Origin of the sequence: Mucilaginibacter lappiensis (assembly GCF_050433765.1) — a bacterium.
Classification (GTDB): domain Bacteria; phylum Bacteroidota; class Bacteroidia; order Sphingobacteriales; family Sphingobacteriaceae; genus Mucilaginibacter; species Mucilaginibacter lappiensis_A.
This window is the reverse complement of record NZ_JBNPWP010000006.1, coordinates 78,941-98,995: the sequence shown is the minus strand read 5'-3', so window position 1 is coordinate 98,995 and position 20,055 is coordinate 78,941. Positions and strand designations below refer to the sequence as shown.

The following is a 20,055-nucleotide window of genomic DNA, read 5'->3' as shown; positions in this document are numbered from 1 at the left end:
AGTTATCTGTTTAAATGGTTAAGGTTTTTGTAATAATCGTTCGACAAACCCATATCTGCCGGGGCTTGTGTGGCCGTTGGTATTTTTTTAACCGGCACCAGTGTTTTTTGGATGGCCTTTTCAACCAGGGCTATATCATTCAGTTTGATATTGTTTTGGTTTGACAAGATCCTGCGCATGGCGCTTAAAGCCGGTAAGTAAATACCCGGCTGAACCGATGCTTGCAGACTGAGTTGCTGGTTAGCTAGTGAAAGTACATGCAGATCAGCATTGTTTGCTTGAGGCTTAACCTTTAATTGCTCTAAAACACCTGCCGCTTTTTTAAGATTTTCAAACTGATCCGTACCCGGTTTTATATCCTGTTTATTCACCGGCTGGCTGATCTTTGACAGGTCTCCGCTCAACCGTTTATCTAATTTTAAAGGCGGTGGATTATAGGAGGTTTTAGCCACATACATCCTTGATTTTTGCTGTAGATCTTTTAATAGTCGCAACGCCTTATATTCAAATGGTAAAGCATCCTGTGGTTTATATAGCCTCAATTGCAGCTCAGCTTTCCACATTTCGGTCAGCGTAGCTTTAAGCTGTGCCTTTAAAGCCGGATCAAAAAATTCTGCATCTTCGGCATTATCGTGTTTGTCGGTGTATTTATCCAGGATCACGTTCGCGTTGCCATAGTTTTTAATATCACCAACCGGATCGTCCTGTCCATCGGCCGGGTTAATATCTGATTCGGATTCCTCGCCTAAAAACTTACCATAACGCAAACGCAGCAGTTTTTGATCAACCCCAAGGTCGTTACTTCTGCTTTTAAATTTATCTGTACTAATGCTATCCTTTTCTTTTAACAATTTTTCGGTATCCAGGATGATCTGCCGCTCGCTCCTGAAAAATTCAGGTTTTTGATTTACCCCGCTGAGCATACCGTCCATACTTAACAGTTGGGCAGTATCCTGTATAGAAACAGTATAAACATCGGTACGGCTTTGCTGCTCGTGGGTATCCGTAGCCTGTATATAAAAGTAAAGCTCATCGCCCGGCTCCATATTTAAAGCGGGCAGACTAATCATTTTTTGTAAATTGTATTGAGCTTGATGCCCGCTGAATGACGCAGAAAAATCAAGTTTGTACTCCTTAAACTTAACCGCTTCGCCACTACCCTTGGCTACAGTTGCAAAAATAAGGGCATTACTAACGCCATAATCATCATTGGCAGTTGCACTGATATTTACCTTTTGTGCCTCGCCGGCATCAATATAGGTGTATTGCCTGGGCGTTTTAATATGGATCACAGGCGGCTGATCTTTGATAACCTGCACCTGGTACAAGTCCGAAAGTTTGCCATCCACACTCACCTGATAAAAGCCGGTTTGAGTAATTGCCTTTTGGGTTTGCCATCTGGTTTTATCAACGTTCAAACTCTTTAATGCCACAGATGCTTTATCATTGAACAACAGGGATACCCGGTTAACAGCAATATTGGTTGATATTTTCCAGGTTACAGTGGATCCATCTTCCACATTCAAGGTAAATTTATCTTGCTCTCTCTTCGCTTTGCCCGTATAGCCAGGCGGACTGATCGTGATATCAACAGCGGCTATTTGTGGTAATACCTTTTCAGGTATTGTGGTTTTAATGATTGATGCACCCGTAGTTTTATCGGCATGACTTTGTAAAACATACTTGCCGGCTGCCCAATTTATGCCTAAAGCAATGATCAATAATAGTAAAGCCAGTTTTATACGCCTAAAAAAAGAACTGTGCCAAAGCGGTATCTGATGCAACTGTTCTTCTACTTTTGCTACCTGCAGTGTTTCAAGCAGGTTCAGTTCACCGGCTGATTTTAACACTAATCCGCTGCTTTCTTCCAGTTGGGGATAGTGCTGGTCGAGGAAACCTGAAATGGATAGATAACTAACTGTCCATACCTTGCGAATAAGCAATAAAACCAACAAGTTTATCACAAATACAAGCACCATCCAAAGCTTTGAAAACGAAAACAGGTAAAACAACACACCTCCTGCCGCAATAGAAATCGCTGCAGCAAAAAGTACATCTGCAGCTAACTGGCAACCAATATACCATTGGTGTATAGCGCTTATTTTACATACCCCTCCCTGCTTAGCCATGTTTTGGAACCAGTTTATTTTTATGGGCCAGCCATCGTTCTACAAAAAATACAAAAATCAATGCCAGCCAGAAATAATGTGTCAGATCTGTTTGAATAGTGATTTTATGACCATCTGTGTTTTTTACAGCCGGAATAATATAAGGCATCAATTGTTGCTGATCCATTACCCGGCGATCATGCCGTGCCATTTGGTCATTATTATTTTCACCGGCCATCAGCTTTAACAACAGCTTCGGAAACCCATCACTCCAAACCAGCTCATTCCAGGCGGGGTTAAAGCGGGAATAAAAATGATAGCTGGTGGTATGCTGGTTTTGCTGTATATCTAAAACAGTATTGCCATAACCATCAAGCCAAACGGGTTGCGAGCTGATGGCTTCTGTCTTAACCAGTTTATACAGCGCCGGAAAACGTTGTTGCCCTGCTACCGAAAACGCGCCATTTGTTTTTATCCATGATGCCGTATTGTTTACCTGACCCGGCTCATAGTTCAGGATATTTATAGTCTTTTTTAAACTGTTAACATCAACCGGTTTTTCTGACAACCAAAAGATCCAGTTTTGCCCGGCAGGTATCTGACCGGCATCACTGTATTGTTTAATAACTGTTTTATGTCCGGTAAAATTACTGACTGCCACCAGGGCTGCTTTCAGATAAGCAGCATCAACGCTGTGCTTATCGGTAAAAATAGCAATGCGCTGGCTGTTGGTATCAATAAGTATAGCTTTCTGATCGCCGTTCTTTAAACTTATTTCGGGCTTGCCGTTGTTTATATTTACGGTAAAAACGGCATTAGCCCCGCCCCCCGACTGGATATTATAATTGGCAAAATAAGTTCCAGACGGTTTGCTGTTACCTTCAACAACCTTGATGGCATTAGTATTGGTGAACCGCGCGCTTTCAATCCAGGTATTTACAGAATCAGCAGGTGTATAGGTTTGCCAATTTAGATTGGATGCGATAGATGGCCTATTACCGGTAAAATATTTTGTTTGATTTGATGTAAATAAATATACAGGCACAGCAGCCGGAAGCTGGTCGTTTAACTGTACTATTAAGCTCCAGTAATTTGCGGGTTCGGGTTGGGTTTGCGCGGTAGAATCGGTCAATACCTGTTTTAAATCGGCCTTGGTAAAACCCTTATTAAAATAATGAAATTCATAACCAACCTTGGTGAGGGAGTCAATGGTGGGTTTAAATTTATTATAACCCTCCTTAATGCTTTCTTTGGGAATGAGCAGCCAGCCTTTTGTTTTGGCTGCCGAAAGATATTGCCGCCATACCGGCATGGCCAATAAAAATGCCAGCAAAGTAAGCAGCAGGCAGCGCAGCAGGAACAAAGGCACATCATTCAACTTAAAACTACGACTGCTTTTTTGAGCCGCCGATGTCATGAGTGAAATGCTGCCTACTTTTAAAGTTTTACCCGGTTTTATATTCCACAGGTGTATAATTACCGGGATGCTTAACGCGGCAATTGCAAACAACCATATGGGATTTAAAAACTGCATTCTTTGAGTTATGGTTAAAACTTACCTTTATTTCTCTGTACCAAAAAATCGCGTAAGGCCTCGTCCAGTGGCTGGGATGTGCTTATCATCCGATAAAAAACATGCTTCCCTAATAGCTGCATTCTGATGTTCTCCAGGTGATCCTTTAGTTTTTGGTTATATGTGGCAGCCTCATTGGTATTAACTTCCATAGTTTCGCCGGTTTCAAGATCTTCCAGTGTTGAATAGTCACCAAAATCAAAATCAAGTTCGTTTTTACCCATCAGATGAAAAACTACTACTTCATGTTTTAAGGCTGATAATGAATCAAGCAACCTGTTGATCTCCCCTTCGGCCTGATACATATCTGTTATAAATACCAAAAGCTCCTTGCGGCCAGTACCTGCAAACAATTCTTTATAGTGCACAGGTTTAGTAAAAGTACCTGCCGGATTTATCTGCTGTAAATGGTATAAGAGTCGTTGTAAATGCTGCGGATCGGGTTTGGATGCCAGCGAAAATAAACCACCATCCTGAAAAACATATAATCCCACAGAATCGCCCTGCAAATTGGATAGCCAGGCCAGTGACGCGGCAAGAAAACGGGCATAATCTATCTTTTTAATACCGTTATCATCATGATTCATGGAAGCGCTTGCATCAACCAGAAACCTTACTGAAATACTCGTCTCAATTTCTGATTCACGGATATAATACCTGTCAGATCGGGCAAACATGCGCCAATCCAACCACCTGAGATCATCGCCAGGCTGATAACTTCGGTACTGACTAAATTCAAGACCCGGTCCTTTTACCTTACTTTTATTAAAACCATTCATAAAACCATCAATCACCGTTTTGGCGAGTAAAGGCAAATCTTTAATGGTCATTAATACTTTAGGGTCAAGCATATTTTTGATGTCGGATTTGGGAATTGGGATTTCGGATTTATTTATTTGTCTGAACCGGGATTTATGGGATTACCTTGACTTTTTAAAGTTGCAGATAAAAGAAATCCTATTAATCCCTTAATCCCATAAATCCCGGTTCAGACATTATTCAGACAAGAGCTTTCGTTCGCTCTACTACCTTTATTAATTCGGCGGTCACCTTGTCCGATGTTATGCCTTCTGCCTCGGCCTTAAAGTTCATCAGTATGCGGTGCCTTAAAACCGCGGGGGCCATAGCATGTATATCTTCTGTTAAAACCGAATACCTGCCTTTCAGTAAAGCACGGGCCTTGGCTGTTAATATCAGGGCCTGCCCTGCCCGCGGTCCTGCGCCCCAGCGTACCCATTCTTTAATATAACTCACCGAAGTAGTATCCGGACGGGTGGCTCTGATCAGCTGGCTTACATATTTTACCAGATCCTCGCTTATAGTTACCTGCCGAACCAGTGCCTGGGCTTGTATAATTTCATCGGCGGTAATTACAGGCTTAACATCAGCTTTTTTTATGCCGGTTGTACGGTTTAACACTTCAAATTCTTCCTGCTCGGTTGGGTACCCTATTTTTATCAGCAGTAAAAACCTGTCTAACTGGGCCTCAGGCAAGGGATATGTACCGGCCTGTTCAATGGGATTTTGTGTTGCCAGGATAAAAAACGGCTTATCCAAAGGATATGTTTGTCCACCGTAGGTTACCTCAAACTCCTGCATGGCTTCCAGTAAGGCAGCCTGGGTTTTTGGAGGTGTACGGTTAATTTCATCGGCCAGTATAATATTGGCAAACAAGGGCCCTTTATTAAATTTAAAGAAACGCTTTCCTGTAGCATGGTCTTCCTCCAGTATTTCGGTGCCTATAATATCAGTTGGCATCAGGTCGGGGGTAAACTGTATGCGCCTGAACGATAAATGCAGGGCTTGCGACATTGTTTTAACGATCAGTGTTTTGGCCAATCCCGGCACCCCCTCCAGTAAACAGTGCCCACCAGCCAAAAAAGCAACCAGCAATTCGTCCAAAATGGCATCCTGACCTACAATTACTTTTTGTATCTCGCTTTTTAACTGCGGTAATTTGCCCAGCAAGGCTTTTACGTTATTTTCGGTAAGTTCCAATTTTTAATAATTTAATTTGACCATAACATTCAAGCAACAAAGAGTAAACTTATTACTTAATTATGTACACTCACAATATATTACCCTTTTAACTAAATACCATAGTTTTTTATTAAAAATTAAATAAAGTATCCAAAAAATTACAAGCTGCGCAAACAAAAGTGATTTCAGCATAAAATATTGTACTACTTTTAAGGTTTTTAAACAAGGATGGCTTTTAACGGAAAATTTACATTTACCAGGTTAAGTTACCACTCAGGCGATTGGGATACCGATCAGCGTATGCCATCAAATCTGCTTAACTCCCTGCTTGAATATACAACCATCCCCATTGAGCAGCAGGAAAAAGTTATCCCCTTAAGCAGTGATGATATATTTTCGGCGCCTTTTTGTTATATGAGCGGGCATAAACTGGTTCAGTTTGATACTAAGGAAAGAGCCAACTTTAAAAAATATATAGAAAACGGGGGCTTTGTTTTTGCCGATGACTGCAACCACGATATTGACGGGCTGTTTGCCAAATCGTTCGAAGCGCAGATGGCTTCGCTTTTTGGACCAACCGCACTAAAAAAGATCCCTAATAACCACAAAATATACCACTCTTTTTTTTCCTTTGACAAGGGGCCGCCCACAACCAGCTTTGAACTAAACGGCTGGGGCGATGATCTTGTACATGATTACCTTAAAGCCATTGAAATTAATGGCCGCATTGGCGTTTTATACAGCAGCAAAGATTATGGCTGCGAATGGGATTACGATTTCAGGAATAAGCGCTTCCTGGCCGAAGATAATACCAAGTTTGGTGTTAATATTATTATATACGCCCTTAATTCCTGATGGAGTCACCCTTTTAGGGTGATTTTTAGCAAACAATCAACTATATTTTTGCCCTTACTATAAATTGAAAGCTGTACTTATTATATTTAGGAAATAATACTTAACAGCTTGAAAAGAAAAGACTTCCTCTACCTCACCGGAATGGGCATCAGTGCATCCATGCTAAGCAGGATACCAGTTTTTGGCTCACCCATTACACCGGGCACAAACCTGCAACCGGTTGACGTTGCCTTAAAAAAGAAAATGGCCGATGTGGTATTAAATGCTGCCCGTTCAAAGGGAGCTACTTATACCGATGTGCGCATAGGCCGTTACTTAAATCAGTTTGTAGTAACCCGCGAAAACAAAGTACAAAACATTGTTGATACCCAATCATACGGTATGGGTATCCGCGTTATTGCTAATGGTTGCTGGGGTTTTGCCGCAACTGATAAATTAGATAACGATAGTATTGCCAAAGCAGCCGAACTTGCCGTAGCTATTGCTAAAGAGAATGCACGGATCCAAACAGATCCGGTTCAGCTGGTGGCACAAAAGGGCTTCGGTGAAGTAAGCTGGAAAACACCGATTGAAAAAAACGCGTTCGAAGTTCCGATAAAAGATAAAACAGATCTATTACTCTCAGTAAATGATGCCGCGATGAAAGGCGGGGCTAATTATGTAAATTCTATTCTGTTTTTAGTAAACGAGCAAAAGTATTTTGCATCAACAGATGGTTCATACATTGACCAGGATATACACCGCATATGGCCATTGTTCGAGGTAACTAAAATTGATTCAAAAACTGGAAAGTTTGAAACAAGGCAATCCCTGAGCGCACCACGCGGCATGGGGTACGAATACCTTATACCACGCGAAAGTGATAAAATAAAAGGGGTTGCAACGCTTTATCGTGATCGGTATGATATGCTGGAAGATGCCCGGGCCGCTGCCACCCAGGCAGAGCAAAAGCTTAAGGCAAAATCAGTTGAAGCAGGCAAGTATGATCTTGTTCTTGATCCTTCACATTTATGGTTAACTATACATGAATCTGTTGGTCACCCAACAGAGCTTGACCGCGTTTTGGGCTATGAGGCTAACTTTGCCGGTACCAGTTTCCTCACATTGGATAAATGGAAATCAGGCAAGTTTAATTTCGGCAGTAAAAATGTAAACATTGTAGCCGATAAAACCCAACCGGGATCATTAGGTGCGGTGGGCTATGATGATGAAGGCGTAGAGGCCAAAAAATGGGATATTATTAAGGATGGTACATTGGTTAATTACCAAACCATTCGTGATCAGGCCCATATTATCGGCTTAAAAGAATCGCAGGGATGTTGCTATGCTCAAAGCTGGCAGGATGTACAATTTCAGCGGATGCCTAATATTTCTCTTCAACCAGGCAAAAGTCCATTATCGCCTGCAGATATGATCAAAAATGTAGAAAAAGGCATTTATATTATTGGTGATAGCTCATTCTCTATTGATCAGCAGCGTTATAACTTTCAGTTTAGCGGACAACTTTATTACGAGATAAAGAATGGCAAAATTGTGGGTATGCTTAATGATGTGGCCTACCAATCAAATACACAGGAGTTTTGGAACTCCTGCGCCGCGGTATGCGATCAAAGTGATTACCGTTTAGGCGGATCATTTTTTGATGGCAAAGGGCAACCAGCGCAGTCAAGCGCTGTGTCTCATGGTTCGTCAACCGCGCATTTTAAAGGAGTTAATGTAATTAATACAGCAAGAAAAATTTAAAAATATTATGGCCATATTAAGCGAAGATGATTGCCGGGCAATTTTAAAAAAGGCGCTCAGCTATTCAAAAGCCGACGAATGTGAAATTAATTTTACCGGGTCAGATTCCGGAAATATACGTTATGCCCGTAATACGGTTTCAACCAGCGGGGTTTTAAGCCAAACCAGCCTGGTTATTTCTTCGGCATTTGGTAAAAAACTGGGCGTTACCACCACTAATGAATACGATGATGCATCAATAGAAAAAGCCGTACGCCTTTCAGAGGAACTGGCACAGCTTGCACCCGAAAACCCGGAATTTGTTCCGTTTTTAGGCCCGCAAACTTATGCCCCGCCGTCAAAAACATTTGTACCTGAAACTGCCGCGATAACTCCCAACCAGCGTACAACTATGGTTGAGCAAAGTTTAAAAATAGCTAAAGACAATAAACTTACCGCAGCAGGCTTTTTGCAAAATAGCGCCAGGTTTTCATCTATGATGAACTCGCACGGACTTTTTGCCTATAATACCTCAACAGATGTGAATTTTTCGGTAACGCTGCGCACCGATGACGGGCTGGGTTCTGGTTATTCTACCAAAGGTTTTAATGACGTAAGCAAACTGGATACGCTTGCATTTACCAAAATAGCAGCTCAAAAAGCAGCTGGATCAAAAGGCGCTAAAGCCATTGAGCCCGGCAAGTATACCGTAATTTTAGAGCCTGCCGCGGGTATAGTACTGCTTGAACAGTTGTACGGCGGCCTTGATGCGCGCAGCGCTGATGAAGGCCGCAGCTTTTTAAGCAAACCCGATGGGAAAACCAAGCTGGGCGAAAAAATGGTTGATGAAAGGGTTAATATTTATTCTGACCCATCCCACCCCGATCTGCCAACCAGTAGCTGGACAAGCGACGGCAGTCCGCAGGAAAAAAGAAGCTGGATTGAAAAAGGTGTGATCAAAAACTTTACCTATTCGCGTTATTGGGCCCAAAAAAAGGGTGTAAAACAAATACCAAGCCCTGATAGTATTATTATGGATGGTGGCAATGCTACCCTTGAAGAGCTCATCAAAGAAACTGAAAAAGGGATATTGGTTACCCGACTTTGGTACATCCGTTCTGTTGACCCACAAACGCTGCTGTTTACAGGGCTTACCCGCGATGGTACTTTTTACATTGAAAACGGACAAATTAAATTCCCGATAAAAAACTTCAGGTTTAATGAGAGCCCGGTAATTATGCTAAACAACCTGGATGCATTAGGAAAGCCAGAGCGCACAGTTAGCGGCGAATCATTTCAAAATGCATTAATACCGCCTATGAGGATACGTGATTTTACATTTACTTCACTATCAGATGCGGTGTAGAACATCAATCACATGGTGTAAAATTTATATTTAAAAAGGGCCGTGCTATTTGTTTGCACGGCCCTAACAGTATTAACTGAAATTATAAAGAACGAAACAAATCAATTGGGGTTTTTGATTGGAGCGCTTCCTGCTGCAGGAGGATTGATAACAAACTCATCTGCCGGCACATCCCAGTAGTCAAGGAAATTGTAATTAATAGTTGCGTGAGTACTTAAAACTCCGTCGGCTCCAAGAACCACGGCATTTGTACGTCCACCGCCTTTAGATATGTCATCGGTAATCCCTAATCGCCTTGCATCATAGAAGGCAACACCTCTAAACACTAAGGCAACCCGCCGCTCTCTTCTTAATTCTTCTTTGGCAGCTGTTAAGCTTAATGATCCACTTAAAGCAGGCAATCCGGCCCCCTGGTAAGTTCTAACATTGTTAATACTCAATAAACCTGCTGCTATATTACCTGTGTTTATTAAAGCTTCAGCTTTCATGAGCTCATTTTCTTCGTAACTGCCAGCTATAAATAACTCATAATTACCCGGAATTTTATCACTAAGAACCGCTACTCCACCTTTATCAACACCATTAGCATCTAATAATTGCCACCTGGTGCTAAAAGTAAATCCCCCAACCTGGTTAATGTACTTGTTTGTAGAAAAATTAACAGCAAGCCTTTTATCGCCTGGTTCATATTCCTGAATTAACCTTTCGCTAACTTTAAAAGTGCTTGATTTAGGCAAGCCGGTTGTCATGGCCGCAACTGATCCGCCACCCGCAGAGAAAAATCCGTTTGTACCTGTTGTACGACCTGTGAATACAAAATCACTTGATTTAATACCGGCATTAGCCAATGTTAAAACCGCATTCCAGTCGGTAGCGGTCATTACGCTTACTCTTTTGTTGGCCAATAAATTGCGGGCTTTCATCGTATTAATATTACGGATCCACATATCCGGGGTAAGTATACCACCCTTGCCTGTTTGTACAAAATCGGGCAATAATTTACCTAAAACTGTACTGTAGTCCGAAGTATTTGTAATACCACTTAATAATGTGCTTGCCTCATCAAAGTTTCTATTTGCCTCCGTTATCATGGCCGCGCTTGTAACATAAGTTGATACCAGGGCGGAACTATTACCTATCCCTACAGTATTATCAATGATACCGGCGTAATAAATTGATCCGATTTTTGAATAGGCAAAGCCTTTCCACCAATAGGCCCATGCTTTTATGGTGTTCTTTTTGGTTGCCGCATCACCAGTAAATTTTACAGCCTCAACCAATGATAATACCTGGTTACAGGCATTGTTCAAGGAATACATATAGGCCCACTCGTAATAAAACATATTGGCGGGCTTTTTATCACGGGCATTACTTATCCTTATTACACTTTTGGAGGGTGATGTATTGGTAATTTTTGTGCCGTCATCTAATACTACATAATCAGGCAGATTAACCACATTGATGTTTTGGTTAGATGCCTCGGCCGATATATTATCACCTAATAACTCATGGAAACCAATACCTAATGAAAAGTAACTATCGCCAAGCCAATTTTGGTTAGCAATAATGGTAGGATTATTTCCATTAAAACCACTGAGATAAACAGCTGCGGTTGATAACGAAATTATCCCCGGTTCGTCCTTGGCTTGTTCCAATGTTGGAGAGTTAGGATTTTTCACATCCAGCTCTTTCTTGCAGGATGATGCACCTATCAGGATGATCGCTGCAAAACAAATTGATAAATATTTATATTTTTTCATGTTTTTTAATTTAAGGGTCAATTAAAATCCAAGGCTTAATCCTAATTGATATGATTTACTGTTAGGTGTTGAACTGTTGTCAACTCCCCGGTCATATGCAGAGTTTGATGTACCTGAACTAACTTCAGGATCAAATCCGGTGTATTTGGTGAAGGTTAAAATATTACGGGCGGCAAATGTTAACAATACCCTTTTAAAGACTTTGTTAGCTATTAACGACGTAAAATCATATCCTACAGAAAGGTTTCTCAATCTGACGAAAGATGCATCTTCATAAAAATAGTCCTTAGTTCCATTTCTTGCCGGACCATTCCTTGCTCCAAAATAATCTGCATATATGCTTCGGTAATAGGCTGTATAGGCCGCTGTTTGGCCGTCGATAGTTACCGGTTTATCATAATCGCTGCTTATGCCATCACGGTACATCCACTCTTTGGTTTGGTTGTATAAATGACTGCCATGAACCCAGTCAAACTGGAAACCAAATGAAAGGTGTTTGTAATTAAAGCTATTAATAAATGACATGTTGAATTTAGGGTTTGGATCACCTAATGAATATACTTCATTGGTAAACTGTACCCCTTTGGTAGTTTTATCTACTACCCTGCCATCAACTATTTCATATTTTCCATAATCTGCCGGTTGGATATATGGAACGCCTTCCAGGTTTTTCTGGTCAAGACTTGTCAGTGCTTTATAACCATAAATCTGACCAATTTTTGATCCTGCAATCAAAACCTCCTGTGTGCTTCCGGCTGCCGACGTTAAAATGATCCCTGGCCCGTCTACTTTATCAATTTTTGATGTTTGGTGACTAAAGTTGGTAGTTACATTCCAGTTAAAATCTTTTGCTTTCAACACGCTGATATTTAGCGATGCCTGGATACCATTTGACGACAGATCAATAGCATTTGTTTTTAACGTTAGCGGACCTGTAGATGGCGCTATACTAACATCAAAAATGGAGTTGGTACCTTTACGGTTCCAGTAAGTTACGCTTAAATTAATATCGCTTAACCAGTTGCCGTTAAATCCCTTGATCCCAATATCTGTACCTATCTCCAACTCCCTTGATACTTCCACATTCAGGTTCGGATTTTTTTGGGCATTTAGCAAGGCAAATGTTAATGAGCTGCCCACATTTTTAGGGTCTAAAGTGAGGTATCTGTCAAAAGGTTTAGGCTGTATCCCTGCTTTACCAAAAGCCGCCCTTAATTTAAATTCAGGTATCCTGTTGCCCAGGCTGCCGTTTTTCCAGAAATCAAACGATGACGGCCTGATATAGGCGTTGGCATTGGGAAATGTGAATGGTTTTGAACCCTGACCAAAGGCAGATGAATAATCGCTCCTGAAACCACCGCCAATACCACCATATTCACCAATATCAATTTTTTGGTTAACTACATAACCGTAGGTTACAAAGGGCTCAGTATAATCCTGCAGCACCTGTTGCGTTTTGGTTTGAATAAAGTTGTAAATTGGGTAGCTGGGCAGGCTATATCCGTAAGTTTGGAACTGATTAAGATTGTTTTTCCTATAATCATACTGTAATAATGTACTGGTTGTTATAGGAACATTTAAGTCAAAATCTTTTTCAAAGTCAGTTCTGATCGTTGCCGATCCATTAAAATTCTGAAAAGTTGTATTGTTACTTTGTTTATCAACCTCACCGGTATTATCACTGTTGTTATTTAAAGAAACCCATGATTCCAGGTCATTAGAGTTTGCGTTACCCGATTGATTTTGATAAATGTAATTGATATCCTGATGGGTATAGTTTATCCCATATTTCGCGCTCAGCTCAATAAACTTATTGATCTTGTAATCGGCTTGTATGTTCTCAATGATGTCTACCCGATTATCTTTTTTACTTGCATATTGTAAATTATAAAACGGGTTATTACCATTAACGCTCACCGTACCTGAATTTAAGGAGTAAGGATAATTTCCATCGGGTAATTTTTGATTGAAATCATAAAAAGGTGAAGCATTTAACGCGTTGAATATAGCATTACCGCCTGTGCCGAAAGATGGGTTTAGCGTATTTTTGGTGTATATCAACTGCGTTATTGACCTTAATGTAAAGCCTTTAAATAATTCTGTGCCAATGTTTGCGGTTAAATTGGTTCGGTCATTATACCCATTTCTAACAATATTACTTTGCTGGTGATTGTTAGAAATATTTAAAGCATAATCACTTTTATCCGATCCGCCAGACACTGAGATACTATTACTCCGGGTATAGGCAGTTTGGAATAATTGTTTAAGGTGATCATAATATTTAAGGTTGGTGCCATATTGCTGACGCGCAACGTTTAATGGATTTGACATTGCAGTTGGGTTTCCATTACCAGAAGGAAATGCCCATGTAATACCGGGATAGGTACCATCTTCGTCAAGTTTAATGATGTTGCCGCTGTCGTCTATAAAATTGCCCGCTGCATCCGTCTTAAAACTGCTGAGCTTTGCCTGGTGTACATTGCCGTTGTTGATGTAATTACTTGCCGAAACACTGCTGGAAACGTCTATTTTAACTTTCCCTTGCCCCTTTTTAGTAAATATCTGGATTACACCATTAGCTCCCTGGGCACCATAAATGGTAGATGCCGCCGCACCCTGTACAACCTCAATATGATCAATACTTGACTGATCAAGCAAGCTGATATCAGTCGACCTGGATTCAACCCCATCTAACAGAATCATTGGAGATGTGCTTCCCTGTACCGTATTGATACCACGAAGAATGATGTTGGTACGGGCGCCAGGTGTTCCATCTGTAGAGGAAATTTGCGCGCCGGCAATTTTCCCAACCAACGCCTGATCAATAGAGGCTTGCGGGGTTGATGCCAGGTTTTTACCAGCTATAGACTCTACCGCTATGGCCAATTTGGCCTTACTGGTTGCCACACCCGAACCTGTTACCACCACTTCATTTAATTGCTTAAAATCAGAACCCATTGAAACATTAATTACACTTTTGTTTTCAATAGGAACTTCGACTTTAGAAAAACCAATAAACGAGAATACCAGCGTGGTTCCCTTTGCTGGTACACTTAAAGAATACTTACCTGAACCTGAGGTTTGGGTACCTATTTGTAAACCCTTTACGCTGACGCTTACCCCGGGAATAGGTAAGCCATCATCTTTTGCGATTACAGTACCAGTAATGGTTCGATTTTGGGCGTAAGTATATTGGCAAAATAAGGCCAATAGAATCCCAATCAAGTTTTTGAGGAAACTTTTTTTCATACTTAAGATCAGCTATTAGTTAATAATTAAACACCCACAATATAATTTGTAGCATTTACCTTACAAACAATTACTATCTTTTTAGTATTTTATTAAAAAGTCGCACTTATTTTCAGTCAATTATTCATTTTTTTCAATTACACTCATGTATTTTTATTAATTAATCAATATAAATTATAAAATATCTTTACGCAAGAAGAAAAAAAGTCTATTTATGACAAAAAAAATGCAATAAATTTCACATATTACTATAAAATTTAAGTTTTGGCTTTTATTTTTTTAACAAATCAGATAAATCGATAAATCACATTTAAAAATATCTATTTTATTTACTTAAAACTTAAATTAAAGTTTAAACAGGAGTAAATAAAAGAAAGTAAGAATAAAAAATTGCTCGATAAATTGATTTTATCCAATTATTTTTAAATTAAATAGATTAATAGCTCTCAAAAACTTTCAATTAATGTCTTCCAGCAGAAAATTTTTATTTTTAATAGAAGATAGGTTGTAAATTTGCTTGTTAGCGCTATTTGCCTTCAACCTTCTTCGAAAATTGATTTTGCAAATCGTTAATTTCCGCGTCATATCCTTTTCTATCTATAAAGGCAGCCGGGTTATAAGCATCACCTGGCTTGTGTTTGGTATGAAGCCCAAACTGGCTGGCATGTGAAGAAAGCCAGATATCGAATGTTAGTTTTTTCATAGCATCTAACGTGTATGCATAATCTTTGGCGATATCAGGGTATGCAGGTATGGCTGAAAAACTTTTTTCTGTAACTATGGTAGGCATGTTAGCTATGAGTACCCTATATGACCTGTGTTCATCTTTTACATCAAACAGAAAGCTGCAGGAACCTTTGGTATGGCCGGGATGGTGAAGCATAACAAGGCGCATGTTGCCTAACTTTATCGTATCGCCATTGTGCAATAAGCGATCAGCCTTAACCGCTTTATATGTGCTGCCGTTACCCCCTAAGGCGTAATCCGAACTGCCGCCATCGGCCATTATACCTGCATCTTTTTCATCCACCATCATTTTGGCACCCGTTAATTTTTTTATGGTTGCCATTGCACCCATATGGTCAAAATGAGCTTGCGTTGTTAACAGAATTTTGGTATCAGTAAGTTTAAAACCTAAGGCTTCTATATTGGCTTTGATCTTGGGCGCCGATGCAGCAAGCCCGGTATTGATGAGTATGTTTCCCTGCGGTGTAACTATGAGGTAGCAGGCCAGGTCATAGGTGCCTACATAGTATAGGTTACCTGCAATTTGAAATGACTGATAAGGTTTAGACCATTCGGGAGATGTGTTTTGAGGCTCGGCTACTTTTTGAGCAGATGCCAGAAAACTAACGAATGACAGGCTAATCAACAGCGCTGTCTTTTTAAGTGCGTATTTAAGCATATAGGTAAATAATAGCTAATATATGCTTTAATTAAATTATTGGCTATCTTATTATTTTGAATACTTTGTTACCTCAACCAACCACTTTTTGGTAAAAGCTCAAACATTTACTATAACTTTTTCGAGATCATAACGGTGATAATAGGAGCCATTTAACTCCAAGCCACTAATCCGTTTTTCTGAAATAGTGGTATCCAGAGATACACGTCGGCTAAAAGTATTGATGCAGACACTTTACAAAGTGATGCGGTAGTAGTTATAGCATCGTAAAGGTTATCTTCTGTTTGGCATACCGTGAGCAAAATGTATTGCGTTTCGGTGAGTTCGGTCATGGTTACCTTATAATTTTTGCGACTTACGGCCAAAAAAGTTTTCTGCGGCGATGGCAATTCATAATCCTCACCCCGGTAAACGGCTGTAAAAAAACGGATCATCGAAAACTCCAGCTCCAGCAATTGCAAACAAGCGGGAACAGATACTTTAACGATATTGAAAAGAATATCCTGGATATTTATTCCTTGATCACGTTGAGTATCATCTTCTGTTCCTGGCGCACGTATGGCTTCCTGCCGGGCTCTTTCCAATTTGGTTAAGGCTACCGGGAGATCCATAAAATCCTGAAGTTGCTGGTCATCACCAACCATACCCTGCGGCTTTGTTTTAGCTAAAAACAAAGGAAAAGCCTTGCCCAGATCATATAACGTGAACGATGTGGACGGATGATAAAGCAGGTAAGCTTTGGCAAAACTGTCAAACACTTCATCACCCATAAATTTTTTGCTGATGGGATAATCAGCATACATGCAATCCAACAGGCGCATTAAATACCCCGAGCTGTACACATTTAAACGGGTATAAACGGACGCTTTCCCCTCGTTGGCTACCACATCCATCTCACTCAGCGCATACAAATGCCTTGCCTGCCCCAGTTTTTGAGGCAGGTGGCCCGGCGTCATCACTACGGTTTTGAGCCAGTTTTGCAATAATGCCAGTTTTTGATCCTTAGCCATTTGCTGCCTGTAATTGAAAATCAACCGGATTTGATACGGGCTGATGTTCGGATTTATTAACGCCCTGAACGGGGATATTACCTTTTAAAGCTTCGCGGGCTTTATACAGTTCAAGCAACAAATCGGGGTAATCGGGTATTTTGGCATCCCACTCCAACAGCGTGCTTACACCACCGGTTAATTGCTGTGCCTGCGTATACAATTTCCAAACTTCAGTCGGTACGGGCTGGTCATGGGTATCTATCAGCAGATCGCCGCAATCTGTTGGGCCGGCAATGTGCATTTGTACAATATGCTGATGCGGCAAATTATTGATATAATGAGGGGCATCAAAGTCATGGTTTGTTGCTGATACAAACACATTGTTTACATCAAGCAATAAACCACAGCCGGTTGTAGTGGCCAATGACGACAAAAAGTCCCACTCAGGAATGGTTGATGCCTTAAATTGCAGGTAAGTTGATGGATTTTCCAATACCAGCGGCCTTTTTAAATAATCCTGTATCCGCATCACCCGTTCGCAAACATGCGCAAGGCTTTCCTGGGTCATAGGCATGGGCAGCAAATCGTGCGTATTGGTATAAGCAACACCGGTCCAGCATAAATGGTCCGAGATCCATTCCGGCTCTATGGCTTCGGCCAGCGCCTTCAGCTTTTCAAGGTATATAAAGTTGATAGGATCGGTACTGCCAACAGATAACGAAACCCCGTGCATTACCACAGGCACCTGTTTGCGTACGTGCATCAGCACATGGCGGGCAAAGCCAAAATCATCCATAAAGTTTTCGCTGATGATCTCGAACCAATCCACCTGGGCCGGGTTATGCAGCAGGTAATTAAAATGCTTGTTACGTAAACCCACGCCAAGGCCCAAATTTGGAAGGCCAAGGCGTGGTAAAGTATAGGTATCCATGGGTTATGGTTTTTTTAGGTTGATGGCGGAAATGCTAAACGCAAATCGCTTGGTTTTGGTTTTTCGGGCACTGGCAACCCTCTTTTCTCTAAAACCGCGCGATATGCTTTCCAGGCCACATCATAAACCAGTTCGCCTTTTTCGTAATCAAGTACGTCGAACGATTTTGGGCTAAAGCCGGGCTTGTCGCCAAAATCATATAACTGCATGCGATATTCATCGCCCTCTTTCAATTCGGGATACATTTGTGATGCCGATATTGGAACCGCGCAACCACCTAAGGCCTTACAGGCATTGTCAGCCGGCGGACTGAAAAGCAGGTTATTAGCATCGGGCCAGCCTGGCTGCGTTTTGTAAAAGGCAGCAAGTGATACTCCACAAATTCCGCCGCCCTTTGTTGTCTGCACAAAACCGCAACCACCTTCTGTCTTGCAGTCATTTGATCCTTTGCAGGTATGATATACCCCGGTCGTAGCGCATTTTCCAGGATCGTCTTTCAGCGTATCATCCAGGCTCATGCCCTGGCAGGCATGATATAAATGTTCAGTACGATCTATAGGCGGATCGAGCGGCGGGGATATACCTAAGCCAATATTGGGTGCCTTGCCAAAAATAGCCCAGCAGATTGACATCCTGTCGCCCGAACCACCCATAGATGGGTAAGGGAATTTGGTTTTTGGATTCTTAAAATAATCATTCAGCACCTTGGTTACACCGGCAATAGCGCCTGTTGACGCGCGACTGAATAAATCAAAATTGGCTCCCTCTGCGGTATCATTTAGTTTCAGCCTGTTTAAAGCTCCTGCTATATCGGCAGAGGCAGGTAACTGTGGGTTATGCGCAGGATCATAAACCGCTGTTTGTAATGACTCAGCCGTCCAGGAGTTGCCCTGTGCATGCCATTGATCCCAGGTAACTATGCCACCCTCTTTTATCAGCCCAAGCACAAAGGCAAAAGTTTCAAAATGGTCCATCTTTCCAAATTGATCACGGGCATCGGCCTTGGCAGATGGCGCATCGGCACCTGAGGCCGTGTACGATGGATATTTGTTGCGTAAAACCGGGCAGCTTGGCCTAAACTGGTCTTGTACAATATCAAGGTTTATATGCTCATTGGCGCTTTTGCTTTTATTCATCCTATCCAGGATCTCTTTAATAACACCACCGCCTTCCCCCTGGTCGGTAATGCCGTTTATCATGTTCATGGTATCCAGCAGGGCTGCCTCCGATGCGGTATTCTGAATACTTGTGGCTATACCCGGGTATTCGTCAGCTCCGGGATCAAGCGGGTCGGGATGTGGTTTCGGCTCCATCCTTTCGGGGTTAAATATCTCTTTTTGTACAGCGGGGTCACTACCAACTTTTCCTTTTTCAAAAACAATATCCCAAAGGGTTGTGCCATCTGTATAGGTTATAGAAAGATAGTTCCACAATTGCAGGTACATGTTCCCTATTGATCCAAACCAGGGCAAATCAGTACCGGGTTTCCAGTTGTCAAAAGGTGCTTTTTCGCTGTATTTTGATATTTTTTCAGGGTCAAGAACTTTTTCGGCATCGTTCTCGGTTTGCTCAATAGCCAAAAATAAGTGCAACTGCTCCACGTTCATAGCTCCCGTTTTAACTTTTATCTGGTTATATGGCGCAATGCAATCCTCAAAATCAAGAATATGTGGCAATATGGTTTTATCATCGCCATAACATTTCCAGGCATACGTTTCTTCGTCCTGCAAGGGCTCGCAGGTAAATTTAGGATCGTAACCAATTACTTTGGCCAGGTTTGATATAATTTGCAGGTGCAGCATTTCGGCTACAAAAACACTAAAAACAGCATTAAACGCTTTCTCGTTAGCCGTTTGAGGTTTGGCGGTTGCCGCCATGCCCGGCCAGATACGGCCTTCGTAAAAATTGTTTCCTTTACTGTTTATCTCATGCATTCCCTGTAAGGAGTAAAGTGAGGTCATGTACAAAGGAATAGTAAACAGTTCAACGTTTACAGCGGCTTGCACTATGGCATGCAGCGCCTGTTCATCTATCTCCTTAAAGGAAACAGGCCGGTCTTTCAGCCGGTTATCATGTGTAAATAATAAGGTACTTTTCATGGTTAAGGTATTTAG

13 protein-coding genes are annotated in these 20,055 nt (G+C 41.4%); 3 read left to right on the top strand and 10 right to left on the bottom strand.

All coding sequences use genetic code 11. From position 1 onward, the window contains the following. Positions 1-2 precede the first annotated feature (2 nt). The 4 genes from M2273_RS18835 to M2273_RS18820 all read right to left on the bottom strand — a co-directional run bounded on the left by M2273_RS18835 (position 3) and on the right by M2273_RS18820 (position 5,679). The gene (locus M2273_RS18835) at positions 3-2,129 is read right to left on the bottom strand and encodes a DUF4175 family protein (protein ID WP_429399307.1); all 2,127 of its coding nucleotides are present in this window, start codon (positions 2,127-2,129) and stop codon (positions 3-5) included. Beyond that, entirely contained in the window at positions 2,122-3,642 is a 1,521-nt protein-coding gene (locus M2273_RS18830) for a BatA domain-containing protein (RefSeq protein WP_429399306.1), read from the bottom strand. Before M2273_RS18830 ends, M2273_RS18835 begins: the two co-directional genes overlap by 8 nt. A 14-nt stretch (positions 3,643-3,656) precedes the next feature. Further along, on the bottom strand, positions 3,657-4,532 hold the full coding sequence (locus M2273_RS18825) for a DUF58 domain-containing protein (protein WP_429399305.1): 876 nt from the start codon (positions 4,530-4,532) through the stop codon (positions 3,657-3,659). A gap of 148 nt (positions 4,533-4,680) precedes the next feature. After that, the gene (locus tag M2273_RS18820) at positions 4,681-5,679 is read right to left on the bottom strand and encodes an AAA family ATPase (RefSeq protein ID WP_429399304.1); all 999 of its coding nucleotides are present in this window, start codon (positions 5,677-5,679) and stop codon (positions 4,681-4,683) included. 210 nt (positions 5,680-5,889) lie between these two features. Between M2273_RS18820 and M2273_RS18815 the strand changes: the two genes are divergently transcribed. The 3 genes from M2273_RS18815 (at position 5,890) to M2273_RS18805 (ending at position 9,604) form a co-directional block, all read left to right on the top strand. After that, entirely contained in the window at positions 5,890-6,516 is a 627-nt protein-coding gene (locus M2273_RS18815) for a DUF4159 domain-containing protein (RefSeq protein WP_429399303.1), read from the top strand. A 108-nt stretch (positions 6,517-6,624) separates the two neighbouring features. Next, on the top strand, positions 6,625-8,259 hold the full coding sequence (locus M2273_RS18810; protein ID WP_429399302.1) for a TldD/PmbA family protein: 1,635 nt from the start codon (positions 6,625-6,627) through the stop codon (positions 8,257-8,259). A 7-nt stretch (positions 8,260-8,266) separates the two neighbouring features. Beyond that, entirely contained in the window at positions 8,267-9,604 is a 1,338-nt protein-coding gene (locus tag M2273_RS18805) for a TldD/PmbA family protein (protein WP_429399301.1), read from the top strand. Positions 9,605-9,705: 101 nt separating this feature from the next. On the opposite strand, the gene M2273_RS18800 is transcribed toward M2273_RS18805, so the two are convergent. The 6 genes from M2273_RS18800 to M2273_RS18775 form a co-directional block, all read right to left on the bottom strand. After that, a complete protein-coding gene (locus tag M2273_RS18800) occupies positions 9,706-11,364 on the bottom strand; it encodes a hypothetical protein (protein WP_429399300.1) in 1,659 nt (552 codons plus the stop codon). 21 nt (positions 11,365-11,385) lie between these two features. Continuing rightward, the gene (locus tag M2273_RS18795) at positions 11,386-14,613 is read right to left on the bottom strand and encodes a SusC/RagA family TonB-linked outer membrane protein (protein ID WP_429399299.1); all 3,228 of its coding nucleotides are present in this window, start codon (positions 14,611-14,613) and stop codon (positions 11,386-11,388) included. Positions 14,614-15,139: 526 nt separating this feature from the next. Next, positions 15,140-16,018: a subclass B3 metallo-beta-lactamase gene (bla, locus tag M2273_RS18790; protein ID WP_429399298.1), complete on the bottom strand. Its 879-nt coding sequence runs from the start codon at positions 16,016-16,018 to the stop codon at positions 15,140-15,142. A 152-nt stretch (positions 16,019-16,170) separates the two neighbouring features. Then, the gene (locus tag M2273_RS18785) at positions 16,171-17,028 is read right to left on the bottom strand and encodes a DNA-binding domain-containing protein (protein ID WP_429399297.1); all 858 of its coding nucleotides are present in this window, start codon (positions 17,026-17,028) and stop codon (positions 16,171-16,173) included. Then, a complete protein-coding gene (gene bufB / locus M2273_RS18780; protein ID WP_429399296.1) occupies positions 17,021-17,941 on the bottom strand; it encodes an MNIO family bufferin maturase in 921 nt (306 codons plus the stop codon). Before bufB ends, M2273_RS18785 begins: the two co-directional genes overlap by 8 nt. Before the next feature lie 14 nt (positions 17,942-17,955). Next, a complete protein-coding gene (locus M2273_RS18775; protein ID WP_429399295.1) occupies positions 17,956-20,040 on the bottom strand; it encodes a ferritin-like domain-containing protein in 2,085 nt (694 codons plus the stop codon). Positions 20,041-20,055 lie beyond the last annotated feature (15 nt).